The sequence below is a fragment of the Streptomyces sp. NPDC056373 genome, from assembly GCF_042262425.1.
Taxonomy (GTDB): Bacteria; Actinomycetota; Actinomycetes; order Streptomycetales; family Streptomycetaceae; genus Streptomyces.
The window spans coordinates 27,193-39,724 of the sequence record NZ_JBHJPX010000022.1 but is presented as its reverse complement, the minus strand read 5'-3'; the positions used below and the strand labels follow the sequence as shown (position 1 = coordinate 39,724).

The 12,532-nt window shown below is 72.6% G+C and carries 9 protein-coding genes; all 9 read left to right on the top strand.

Annotated elements, in window-relative coordinates:
• Window positions 1-134: 134 nt before the first annotated feature.
• The gene (locus ACFCXS_RS35065; RefSeq protein ID WP_376647410.1) at window positions 135-2,525 is read left to right on the top strand and encodes an MFS transporter; all 2,391 of its coding nucleotides are present in this window, start codon (window positions 135-137) and stop codon (window positions 2,523-2,525) included.
• A gap of 164 nt (window positions 2,526-2,689) precedes the next feature.
• Complete coding sequence (locus ACFCXS_RS35060; RefSeq protein WP_376647409.1) at window positions 2,690-5,110, top strand: SpoIIE family protein phosphatase; 2,421 nt, start codon at window positions 2,690-2,692, stop codon at window positions 5,108-5,110.
• A gap of 122 nt (window positions 5,111-5,232) precedes the next feature.
• A complete protein-coding gene (locus ACFCXS_RS35055) occupies window positions 5,233-5,958 on the top strand; it encodes a class I SAM-dependent methyltransferase (protein ID WP_376647408.1) in 726 nt (241 codons plus the stop codon).
• A 191-nt stretch (window positions 5,959-6,149) separates the two neighbouring features.
• Window positions 6,150-6,482: a response regulator transcription factor gene (locus ACFCXS_RS35050; RefSeq protein ID WP_376647407.1), complete on the top strand. Its 333-nt coding sequence runs from the start codon at window positions 6,150-6,152 to the stop codon at window positions 6,480-6,482.
• Between the two features lie 39 nt (window positions 6,483-6,521).
• Window positions 6,522-6,833 (top strand): hypothetical protein, encoded by a 312-nt coding sequence (locus ACFCXS_RS35045; RefSeq protein ID WP_376647406.1) that lies wholly within the window; start codon window positions 6,522-6,524, stop codon window positions 6,831-6,833.
• A 115-nt stretch (window positions 6,834-6,948) separates the two neighbouring features.
• Window positions 6,949-7,629: an ABC transporter ATP-binding protein gene (locus ACFCXS_RS35040; RefSeq protein WP_376647405.1), complete on the top strand. Its 681-nt coding sequence runs from the start codon at window positions 6,949-6,951 to the stop codon at window positions 7,627-7,629.
• Window positions 7,626-10,208 carry an FtsX-like permease family protein gene (locus ACFCXS_RS35035; protein WP_376647404.1) on the top strand — a complete coding sequence of 861 codons (2,583 nt, stop codon included), beginning with the start codon at window positions 7,626-7,628 and terminating at the stop codon, window positions 10,206-10,208. The genes ACFCXS_RS35040 and ACFCXS_RS35035 overlap by 4 nt, the downstream gene beginning before the upstream one ends.
• Before the next feature lie 173 nt (window positions 10,209-10,381).
• On the top strand, window positions 10,382-11,215 hold the full coding sequence (locus tag ACFCXS_RS35030) for a M55 family metallopeptidase (RefSeq protein WP_376647403.1): 834 nt from the start codon (window positions 10,382-10,384) through the stop codon (window positions 11,213-11,215).
• Window positions 11,208-12,521: a M20/M25/M40 family metallo-hydrolase gene (locus ACFCXS_RS35025; protein WP_376647402.1), complete on the top strand. Its 1,314-nt coding sequence runs from the start codon at window positions 11,208-11,210 to the stop codon at window positions 12,519-12,521. Before ACFCXS_RS35030 ends, ACFCXS_RS35025 begins: the two co-directional genes overlap by 8 nt.
• Window positions 12,522-12,532: the final 11 nt, after the last annotated feature.

The window sequence follows — 12,532 nt, the reverse complement described above, 5'->3', positions numbered from 1 at the left end:
GCCCGGCGCACGGCCCCCTCACCGGTTCGGGTGATCTCCGTACGGTCCGCTCCTGTGCCGTAACTCGTCGCGCTTGCTCGTAGTTGTCGCTTTTACGCGGGAATTGTGCGGCAGCGCGACGAGGGGAGCGGTGAGTGGGCGGGATCACTCTGGCGCAGGACGAACCGGCGGTGGCGCCTCCCGACACCCCCGTACCGCCGCCGGATCCGGACAGCGGGCCCAGCCCGCGGCGGGTGCGGTTGATCTTCTTCGCTCTGATGCTGGCCCTGCTCCTTGCCGCGCTGGAGCAGATGATCGTCGCCACGGCGCTCCCGAAGATCGTCGGTGAACTGCACGGCCTGGACCGGATGTCCTGGGCCATCACCGCCTACCTGCTCACCGCCACCGTCGGCCTGCCGGTCTACGGCAAGCTCGGTGATCTCCTCGGCCGCAAGGGCGTCTTCCAGTTCGCCATCGTCGTCTTCGTCATCGGCTCCGCGCTCGCGGGCCGGGCGCAGACCATGGACCAGCTGATCGCCTTCCGCGCCCTGCAGGGCGTCGGTGCGGGCGGCCTCATGACCGGCGTCCAGGCGATCATCGCGGACATCGTGCCGCCCCGGCGGCGCGGCCGCTACATGGGCCTGATCGGCGCCGCCTTCGGCCTCGCCTCCGTGGCCGGACCGCTGCTCGGCGGCTACTTCACGGACCACCTCTCCTGGCGCTGGTGCTTCTACGTCAACGTCCCCTTCGGACTGGTCACGCTGGCCGTCGTCGCCGTCACGCTGAAGCTCCCGAAGCCGGCCGCGAGGGCCCGTCTCGACGTCCTCGGCGTGCTGTTCCTGACAGCCGCCTCCACCTGCCTGGTCCTGCTGACCAGTTGGGGCGGCACCGAGTACGCCTGGGACTCACCGACGATCCTCCAGCTCGCGGCCGGGGCGACGGCGGCCACCGTCCTCTTCCTGGTCACCGAGCGTTTCGCCGTCGAACCCCTCATCCCGCTGCGGCTGTTCAGGGACTCCGTCTTCAACGTCACCGGCCTGATCGGCCTGGTGATCGGGGTGGGCCTGTTCGGAGCCGCCGGTTACCTGCCGACGTACCTGCAGATGGTCGAGGGGGCCTCCGCCACCGAATCGGGCCTGCTCATGCTGCCGATGATGGCCGGCATCGTCGGCGCCTCGCTCGTCGTCGGCCGGCTCATCAGCCGCACCGGCCGCTACAAGGTCTACCCGATCCTCGGCGGTGCCCTCTCCGTCGTCGGGATGGGGCTGCTGTCGCGGCTGGAGGCCGGCACACCCCGCCTGCACTACAGCATCTGGATGGCCGTCCTCGGCGCCGGCATCGGCATGGTGATGCCCGTACTGATCCTCGCCGTGCAGAACTCCGTACGCCCCGCCGACCTCGGCACCGCCACGAGCGCCAGCAACTACTTCCGGCAGATCGGCGGCAGCGTCGGAGCCGCCGTCTTCGGCACCCTCTTCGCCGACCGGCTCGCCGACGCCCTCGCCGAGCGTCTGCCCGCGCGCGCAGGCACCGCGCTCCCGGACCCCGCATCCCTGACCCCGCAGCTCGTGCACGCACTGCCCCCGGCCCTGCGCGACGACTACGTCCGGGCGTACGCCGACGCCATGCCGCGGATCTTCCTCTACCTGGTGCCGGTGCTCGTCCTCGGACTGGTCATCGCCCTCTTCCTCAAGGAGAAACCCCTGGTGTCCCACAACGCCTCCGTCACCGACCCGGGCACGGCGCCGGGGAACGCCCCGGTCCCGCAGGCCCGCGCCGCGTACGGCGCCGGTGTGCCCGTGTGCGGCTCGGTGCAGCATCACGACGGGACCGTCGTCCCCCGCGCGGCGCTCACGCTCATCGACGCCACCGGGCAGCAGACCGGGCGGGGCGCGAGCGGCGCGGACGGGCGCTACGCGCTGGCCACCCCGGGACCGGGCTCGTACGTGCTGATCGCCGCGGCCGGAGGCCACCAGCCGCAGGCGGTCACCGTGACCGTCGGCGAGCGTCCCGTCGAGCTCGACATCGTCCTCGGCGGCGCCGGCAACCTGATCGGCACCGTGGTCACCGCCGACGGCACGCCCGTACGGGACGCCACCGTCACCCTCACCAACGTGCACGGCGAGGTCGTCGCCACCACCCGCAGCGGCCGGGAGGGCGGCTACGTCATCACCGAACTCGTCGCCGGCGAGTACACCCTCGCCGCATCCGCGCCCGCCTTCCGCCCCGCCGCGCTCCCCGTCACCGTCCAGGCCGCCCGCGAGACCCGCCGCGACATCGAACTGGCCGGCGGCGCCGTGCTGCGCGGCACCGTCCGGGCCGGCGGCGGCCGGCCCGTGGAGGACGCGCGCGTGACGCTGCTCGACGTGGCGGGCAACGTCGTCGACACCCTCACCACCGGCGCCGACGGCACGTTCCGCTTCGTCGACCTCTCCTCCGGCGAGTACACGGTCATCGCGGCCGGCTACCCGCCCGTCGCCACCGTGCTCCAGGTCGCCGGAGGAGGCCGCAGCGAGCGGGACCTCCAGCTGAGCCACGAGGACTGAGGAGCACCAGCCGCAGAGCGAACGGCACCGGCGCGCGAGGTCGTACGCCGGTGCGAGCCCGCGCGCGGGCAATTCCCGCAATGCCTCACATGGCCCGCGGCGGTCGCCGTACGGTGGTGACGCCGGCACAGATCTTGCGTCCGTGGGGAGAGAGGGCCTGGGCCATGGACCGTGGCATCGACAAGGCCGGGCAGGGCGCGGGGACGGAACCCGCCGAGCCCGGCCGTGTGCCCCTGGCCGTCGTCGTGGTCGACCGCGACGGCCTCGTCTCGCACTGGAGCCGTGGCGCGCGGCTCCTGTTCGGCGTCCCCAAGGAGGAGGCGATCGGACGCACCGCCCTGGACCTGCTCCCCGTCTCCGGCGCCCTGCCCGCAGAGCAGGACCCCCTCGGACACGCCGCGGTGGACGGCCTCGGTCCGGGTCTCGAGTCCTCCCTCGACGGCGGGCTGTCCTACCCGGCGGCGGGCCGCGCCCGGCTCACCGCGTCCCGGGACGGCCGCGTCGACGTGCTGTGGTGGGCCTACCCGCTGGTGGGGCCCGGGCCCGAGCGGCTGCTCGTGCTGGCCGCCGGCACGGACGGGCTGGGTGAGGGCGGCGGGCCGTTCGAGCGGATCGCGCCCGGCTTCGCGCCGCACACCGGCTTCCCCGGGGCGGAGGAGCTCGCCCGCCGGCTCCCCGAGATCATGCCGAGCATGAGCGTCGGCGAGAGCGCCCGGGTCGTCGCGCAGATCCTCGAACTCGGCTACCCGATCCTGGAGTTCAGCCAGAACGACCGGGTGCCGGTCACCCCCGACTGGGGTGTGGCCCGGCGCGCCGAGCGCAGGGCGCGCCGGGAACGGGCCGCGCGGGCGCCGGCCGCCGGCGAACCGCTGCCGGAGGATCTGTGGGACGAGGGCGAGGACCTCGAGTACGCCGCCGTCCGTGAGCGCCTGGAGTTCCTCAACGAGGTCAGCGGACGCATCGGCACCTCCCTCGATCTCTCCCGCACGATCGTCGAGGTCAGCCGGGCCGTGGTGCCCCGCTTCACCGACGTCGCCGGCACGTATCTGCGCGAACAGGTCGTCGCCGGCGAGGGGTTCGAGGACGGGGTGCCCGACACGACCACCATGTGGCACCGGGTCGCCCTGGAGCACACCGACGAACCGGGCCGCTGGGACGACGTCGTCCCCGTCGGCGAGGCGATGCCGTTCCCGGCGCACACGCCGTTCTTCCAGTGCATGACCAGCGGCGAACCCGTTCTCGTGCCGCGCATCAGCGAGGAGATGGGGCACGCCATCGCCGCGCAGTTCGACAAGCGTGACATCCGGCCCCTCATCACGGGCCGCTCGATGCTGGTCGTGCCCCTCAAGGCGCGCAACGTCGTGCTCGGCTTCATGATCCTGCTGCGGCACCCCGAGCGGCCCGTCTTCAACGACATGGACCGGGTCACCGGAGCCGAACTCGCCGCCCGCGCGGGCCTCGTGCTGGACAACGCGCGTATGTACACCTTCCAGGAGAACGTCGCCGAGACGCTCCAGGACAGCATGCTCCCGCACATCCCGTCCCGCATGTCCGGCTGCGACCTCGCCACCCGCTACCTGCCGGGCACGCTGCTCGGGCGGGTCGGCGGCGACTGGTTCGACGCGGTCAAACTGCACGGCGGACGCACGGCCCTCGTCGTCGGCGACGTCATGGGCCACGGCCTGAACTCGGCCGCGATGATGGGCCAGTTGCGGACGGCCGTGCAGACCATGGCCGGGCTGGACCTGCCCCCCGCCCAGCTGCTGCGCAATCTCGACGACCTCGCCCAGCGCCTCGGCGACAGCTACCTGGCGACGTGCCTGTACGCCGTCTACGACCCCATCGCGGGCGAACTCCACCTCGCCAACGCCGGGCACATCCCGCCCGTCCTGGTCCGGGCCGCCGACGGCCGCAGCGAACTGCTGGACCTGCCCACGGGCGCGCCGATCGGCGTCGGGGGAGTGCCCTTCGAGGCGGTACGCGTGCGCGTCGAGCCCGGGGACCGGCTGGTGATGTGCACCGACGGGCTGGTCGAGGTGCGTGGCGAGGACATCGGGGTGGGCCTCGCGACGCTCTGCGAGTCGGCCGCGCACCCTGCCGCGTCCATGGACGACGCCTGCGACACCATCATCCGGGCGCTCAGCACACGGGGTGGCCGCAAGGACGACGTCGCCCTGCTGATGGCCCGCCTGGCCGGCATCGAGCCGGACGACGTGGCCGAATGGCGGCTCGCCCTGGACCCGGCCGAGGTGGGCCGGGCCCGCGCGGCGGTGCGTGAGCAACTGCACGACTGGGGCCTGGCGAAGCTCGTCGCACCGGCCGAGCTGATGGCCGGCGAACTCGTCACCAACGCCCTGCGGCACTCCCACGCCCGCCCCGTCGCACTGCGGCTGGTCCGCGGCGACACCCTGCTGTGCGAGGTGGACGACGACGACCACGAACTGCCGACGCTGCTGCACGCGGGCCCGCTCGACGAGGCCGGACGCGGTCTGCGCGTCGTCAGCACGCTGGCCCGCGAGTGGGGGACCAGCCGGACCGAGGCCGGCAAGACGGTGTGGTTCGAGCTGACGTCGCCACGCCGCTGAAACACCACCGGCCGAACGGGAGGTGACGCTGCGCGCCGGTGTTCTTGTGGCCGCGGCCCGGGCGCGGTACACCGTACTCGCCCGTCGCACGGCGGGATCCGTTCGCACCCGGGGAGTGGGCCATGAGCGTGACGAGCAGGTACCGGGAAGCCTGGGAGGGGTTCTGGCGTGAGGCGTCCGGCGAGCCCGGGGCGGTGTTCTGGGACGCGGAACCGGTCCTGACCGTGGGTCCGCACCTCGCCCTGTTCGAACCGTATCTGGCCGATCCCGCGCTGCCGCTGGTGGATCTCGGCTGCGGCAACGGCACGCAGACCCGCTACCTCGCCGACCGCTTCCCGCACGTCCTGGGCGTCGACCTGTCCGCCGCGGCCCTCGACCACGCCCGGCGCTCCGACCCGGCGGGGCAGGCCGCCTACCGGCAGCTGGACGCCGCCGAGAAGGAAGAGGTCCAGGCGCTGCACGCGGAGCTCGGCGACACGAACGTCTACGTGCGGGGCGTCCTGCACCAGTGCGAGCGGGACGACCGGCAGTCCCTCGTCGACGGGATCGCCACGCTGGTCGGCGACCGGGGCCGGGCCTGTCTGGTGGAGCTCTCGGGCGCCGCCAAGCCGGTCCTGGCGGGCCTGGCGGGTGGTCCCGACGGTCCGCCGCCCAAGCTCGCGCCCGTGTTCCGGCACGGCATCGCACCCGGAGAGGTGTCGGACGAAGCCGTACCCGAGTGTCTGCGCTCGGCCGGTCTGACCGTGCTGGCGAGTGGCCGACTGCCCTTGAGGACCACGGAGTACCGCCCCGACGGCACGCGCATCGAGCTGCCGTCCCGGTGGGTGGTGGCAGGGCGCGCCGCGTGACGCGGGCGGCAGCATCCCCTCCCGTAGATCATTTAATAGTTAACCATCTGTTTCAAGCTGCTTTTGTGGCTGATTTTCGCGCCCGCTGCGCACCCTGTGTATCAGTGATTCCCGGATGGTTAAGATTCCCCCGCTCAGGCGCGCCCTGTGCTGTGCCACACATCTGAGGATCAACGGATCGGGGGAAATGTATGGGTCCGGATCAAGGGGGAGACGGATCGCGGTTCCATGAACTGACCAGGCGTGAGCTCGAGGTTCTGTCCCTGCTGACCACGGGCGACTCGAACCGGCGCCTGGCGCAACGGCTCGGCATCGCGGAGCGGACGGTGAAGGCCCACCTCACGAGCGTGATGCGCAAACTGGGGGTCGAATCCCGTGTGGAGGCGGCCCTTTTAGCACAGAGATCCCAGAAAGCGCTATCGGACCTTCGGGTAATACCCGAAGGTCCGATAGGCGAACGCGGCGCTGGTTGCAAAAGTGACGCATGGCGGTCGGAGAGTCCGACCGGAAAAACCGGTCCGTAGTTCGAGAAGTTGCGAACAATGGATCTTAGGGGGTAATCCATGAAGCGTCTTCTGGCATCTCTCGCCGTGGGGGCCGCGCTCGCCGGCGGCGTGACGGCCGCCACGGTGCTGCCCGCCCAGGCGGGCACGGTGTCCTGCAGCAGTCAGGGCCACAGCTCCTCCAACGGCGGCAACGCATGGGCCAACGGCTGTTCGCACAGCGGCGCCCACGACGTCCGTCTCTACGGCGAGTGCGAGCTCTCGCCGTTCGCCGTGTACTCGCCCTACCTGGGCGGGTCCTTCTCGGGAGGCCGCTTCACCACCTCGAGTTGCACCTGGGGCGTGGACGAGTCGGGCTTCCAGCACCGCTGACCGGTGTGAAACGGCGGTGAAGCACGACTGACGGCTGCCGGGCTGAAGCAAGCAGCCCGGCAGCCTTCAGCCAGTTTCGCAGCCATCGTCGAGTACGAACGAATGGGGTACGCAGGTGTTGGTGTTGGACGGTGTCACCCGGCGCTACCGTAGCGGCGAGATCGAGGTCCAGGCGGTGCGCGGGGTGAGTCTGACCGCCCGCGAGGGCACCCTCACCGCGGTCATGGGACCCAGCGGATGCGGCAAGTCGACCCTGCTCACCATGGCGGGCGGACTGCAGCCCCCGGACTCCGGCGCCGTCAGCGTCGCCGGGGTGCGCATCGACGGCCTCACCGAGGCGGAGCTCTATCAGCACAGACGCCGGCACATCGGGTACGTCTTCCAGGACTACAACCTGGTCCGCATCCTCAGCGTCGCGGAGAACGTGGCCCTGCCCGCAGAGCTCGACGGGATGTCCCGCCGCAAGGCCCGCGCACAGGCCCGCGAGGCGCTGGCCTCCGTGGGCATGGACGCCTACGCCGACCGCTACCCCGACTCGCTCTCCGGCGGGCAGCAGCAGCGTGTCGCCCTGGCCCGGGCGTTCTCGGGCGGCCGCGGGCTGATCCTCGCGGACGAGCCGACCGGGGCACTGGACAGCGACAGCGCCGGCCAGGTCCTCGACAGCCTCCAGTCGCTCGTGCGGTCCGGGGCGACCTGCGTGATCGTCACCCACGACGAGGCGGTCGCGGCCCGCGCCGACCGGGTGGTCCGGATGCGCGACGGCCTCGTGGGGGAAGACACCGGGGCCGCCGCGTGAGCGCCCGCAGGATCGCCTTCCGGATCGCCCTGCGGCGGGTACGCCGCGACCGCAAACGGACCCTCGCCCTCACCGCGGCGCTGCTGGTCCCGCTCACCCTGGCCGTCACGCTGGTCACCCTGCGGGCCACGAGCGAGATGCCCGAGGACGAACGCGTCGGCACGCTCATCGGACAGTCGCAGGGCGTCCTGCGCAACCTCGACTTCGTCGCCGAGCGGGGCGCCGAACGCGCCCTGACCGAAGGACCGCAGGCCCTGGCGGACGCCGCCGGCCGGGTCGTCGAGGTCGTCCCCGAGGTGGACGGGCCGCTCGCCGTCTCCTCGGACGGCCTCCAGGTCGACTCCTTCGGCTACGGCCTCGAACTCGGCCGGCCGGTCCACCGCGGCCGGTTCGTGCTGACCGAGGGCAGGGCGCCGCGCACGCCGAACGAGGTCGCGCTCTCGCCGAGCGTGGCGGAACGTCTCGGGGCCCGTCCCGGTGACCGGGTGGAGCTCGGCGAGAGCGGCGCCGCGGCCGACGTCACCGGCATCGCCGCGATCCCCACCGACACCCTGCGCAAGTTCGTGGTGGCCCTCCCGGCAGTCGTCGCCGGGCAGGCACCGGCCCTGCCGAAACCCGGGCACGGCGGCTCCTTGGCGGCCACCCGGGACGGAACCGTCGTCGTGTGGCACACCCCGGACGTTCTCGCCCCCGAAGCGCAGAAGGCCATGGCCGGCCAGGGCTGGCGCCTCGAACCCCGCTCCAACGCCTTCGACGTCGCCCGCGACGCGCCCGACTCCCTGCTGCCCGAGGAGTCGGCGGCCGCCTGGGTCATCGGCCTCGCCGTCCTGGTGCTCGGCGAACTGGGCCTGGTGATGGGGGCGGTCTACGCGATCGTCGTACGCAGCAACCGGCGGGAACTCGCCCTGCTGGCCGCGGCCGGGGCGGGACCGAAGACCAGACGCTCGGTCATCACGCACCAGGGAGTCCTGGTGGGGCTCCTCGCGACGAGCCTCGCCCTCGTGGCCGGTGTGGCCGGTGCGTGGCTGCTGAAGCCCTGGGCGGCGGAGCGCAACGGTGAACTCTGGGGCGCACTGCGGCTGGACGCCTGGCCGACCGCGGTCCTGGCACTGCTCGGGGTCCTCACCCCGGCCGTCGCGGCCCGCGTCGCGGCACGCGGAGTCGGCGGCGACGTGGTCGCGGCCCTGCGGGACCAGGCCGACTTCGCGGAGCGCGCCCCGCGCCGCGGGCAGGTGGCCCTGGGCGCCCTGCTGACCTGCGGTCTGCTGCTGGCCATCGCGGGCGCGTCGCTCAAGGCCCCGTTCACCGTCATGATCGGGGCGCTCGGCCTGGTCATCGGCACGGGCCTCCTCGCGCGGCGGCTGCTGCCGTCCAGCGGCGGCCGCGCCGACGGGCTACGGCTCATGCAGCGCATCGGCGCCCGGCTGCTGGCGCGTTCCGCGTCCCGCTCCGCGACCATGGGCACGGTGGTGGCCAGCCTGACGGTGCTGACCGGCCTCGTGCTGGCGGCCATGGGAGGGCTCACCGCGGAGGTCGGCAAGTCCTACGAGCCGGCCTCTCCGCACGGCTCGGCCTTCACCTATGCCACGAAGGTGCCGGGCCCGGCCACCGTCGCGGCCATGGAAGAGGCCCTCGGGGGCGAGCGCCTGACGATCATGGGCATCGCCAGTCCGCCGGCCCCGCGGAGCACGGCCCCGGACGGCAGCGCATGGTCCTACTGGGGAGAGTTCCAGGCCGCCGCGCCCCTGCCCGACCGGCCCTCCGCCGTCATGGTGATCCGTGAGGCGGACCTGTCCACGGTGCTCGGCAGGAAAGCCACCGCCCGGGAACGCGGAGCCCTCACCGCCGGCGGGGCAGTCGTCCTGGACGAGCGACTCGCGCCGGGCGGCCGGCTGACCCTGACCGCGCCGAAGGGCCCCGTCATGGACACCGGCCGTACGGAGATGGACACGAAGACCCTCGACGCGGTCGCGGCCCAGCGACGCTCGGAATACCGCAATCTGCCCGTCATCTACATCGGTGCCGCCGGCCTCAAGGCCCTCGGCGGTGTCGAACAGCCCAACTCCGCCTACTTCTACCTGCCCGCCCCGGACGGCTCGATCTCGCCGGAACAGGAGGACAGAGCGCGCGGAGCACTCGCCTCGGACATCGGCAGCGGTTACTTCACGCTGGAGGTGGAGCGGGGCCCCGTCGCCGCCGAGGTGCTGCGGGCCACGACCCTCGGCAGTGCGGTCGTGCTGATGCTCGTGGCCGCCACGCTGGCCTTCCTCACGGTGGGCCTCGCCACGCAGGAGATGCGGCCGGACCTCTCGGCACTGGCCGCGGCGGGTGCCGACCGGCGCTTCCGGTCCCGGCTCACCGGCGTGTACGCCGGCCAGGTCACGCTCCTCGGAGTGGTGATGGGCGTCGTGGTGACCGTGTTGGCCACTCCCGCTCTGCTGCTCTCCCTGGACGTCGGCTGGTCGCTGTGGCCGTGGCTGGGGCTAGCGGCCGCCTCGGCGGGAGCCGTGGCCGCAGCGGTGGCGGCGGGCTGTCTCGGAGGCTCCCGGGTGACGACACTGCTGCGCTCGGCCCAGTAGGGCCGGCCGAGGCAGCCGGGAGCGGGCGCGGCCGGGACACCTACCGCCGTGTCTGGCTGGTTGCCCGGCGGGCGCGTAACGTGACGCCCCATGAGGCCTGCTGCGGCGCAGGAAGCCGACGACCACTGCCACGCGTCCGGGAATCGGGCCTCCGACGTGCGAGGGTTCGGTCCGTGAAGATTCTCATCAGCGCCGACATGGAGGGCGCCACCGGCGTCACCTGGCCCGACGACGTGGTGCCGGGCGCCTCCCAGTGGGAACGGTGCCGCTCCCTGTTCACCTCCGACGTCAACGCCGCAGTCCTCGGCTTCCACGACGGCGGCGCCGACGAGGTGATCATCAACGAGGCACACTGGTCGATGCGCAACCTGCTGCTGGAGCAGCTCGACGACCGGGCCCAGCTGCTCACCGGCCGGCACAAGGCGCTGTCCATGGTGGAGGGCGTGCAGCACGGCGACATCGACGGCATCGCGTTCGTCGGCTACCACGCGGGCGCCGGCATGGAGGGCGTCCTCGCGCACACCTACCTCGCCAACTCGATCACGGGCGTGTGGCTGAACGACGTACGGGCGAGCGAGGGGCTGCTCAACGCCCATGTCGTCGCCGAGTACGGCGTGCCGGTCGTGCTGGTCACCGGGGACGACGTCGCCTGCGAGGACGCGCTCGGGTACGCGCCCGAGGCGCTGAAGGTCGCGGTGAAGGACCACGTGTCGCGCTACGCGGCGGTGTGCCGCACGCCCGGTCGCACCGCGGCCGACATCCGGGCGGCGGCCAAGGAGGCCGCCGCACTGGCGGTGCGTCACGAACCCGTGCTCGGCGGCCCGTTCACCGTGGCCGTGGAGTTCGACGCCGAGCACCTGGCGATGGCCGCCACCGTCGTCCCGGGTGTGGAACGGATCGGGGAGCGGAAGGTGGCGTACACGAGCGGGACCATGTACGAGGGCATCCGCGCCTTCAAGGCGGTCACCACGATCGTCTCGGCCGCGGTGGAGGAGCAGTATGGCTGAGCAGGTGGACGAGCAGGCGCTGGACGAGGTCGTGACGTACACGTCCGACCTCATCCGGATCGACACCACCAACCGGGGCGGGGGCGACTGCCGGGAGCGGCCCGCCGCCGAGTATGCCGCCGCCCGGCTCGCCGACGCCGGGATCGAGCCGACGCTGCTGGAGCGCACCGAGGGCCGGACCAACGTCGTCGCCCGGATCGAGGGCACCGATCCCTCGGCCGGTGCCCTGCTGCTCCACGGGCACCTGGACGTCGTGCCCGCCGCGGCCGCCGACTGGAGCGTGCACCCCTTCTCCGGGGAGATCCGAGACGGGGTCGTCCGGGGACGCGGCGCCGTCGACATGAAGAACATGGACGCGATGATCCTGGCCGTCGTGCGCGGCTGGGCACGCCAGGGCGTCCGGCCCCGCCGGGACATCGTCATCGCGTTCACCGCCGACGAGGAGGCCAGTGCCGAGGACGGCTCCGGATTCCTCGCCGACGAGCACCCCGCGCTGTTCGAGGGCTGCACCGAGGGCATCAGCGAGTCGGGCGCCTTCACCTTCCACGACGGCAACGGGCGGCAGATCTACCCGATCGCGGCCGGGGAACGCGGCACCGCCTGGCTGAAGCTCACCGCCCGCGGGCGCGCCGGGCACGGCTCCAAGGTCAACCGGGACAACGCCGTGACCCGCCTCGCCGGCGCGATCGCCCGGATCGGCGCGCACGAGTGGCCGCTCAGGCTGACCCCGACCGTACGCGCCGCCCTCACCGAACTCGCCGCGCTGTACGGCATCGAGACCGACCTCACCGATGTGGACGCGCTGCTGGAGAAGCTCGGCCCGGCCGCCGCGCTCGTCGAGCCGACCCTGCGCAACAGCGCCAACCCGACCATGCTGGACGCCGGTTACAAGGTCAACGTCATTCCCGGCGAGGCCGTGGCCCACGTGGACGGCCGGTACATGCCCGGCGGTGAGGAGGAGTTCCGCACCACCCTCGACCGGCTCACCGGGCCGGACGTGGACTGGGAGTTCCACCACCGCGAGGTCGCCCTGGAGTCGCCGGTGGACTCGGTGACCTTCGCAGGGATGCGGGCCGCCATCGAGGAGTTCGCGCCCGAGGGGCACGTGGTGCCGTTCTGCATGTCCGGCGGCACCGACGCCAAGCAGTTCTCCCGGCTCGGCATCACCGGCTACGGCTTCACCCCGCTGAGGCTGCCGGACGGCTACGACTACGCGGCCATGTTCCACGGGGTCGACGAGCGGGTACCGGTCGAGGCGCTGCACTTCGGTGTCCGCGTACTCGACCGGTTCCTGCGGACGGCCTAGGAGAGCGGGGG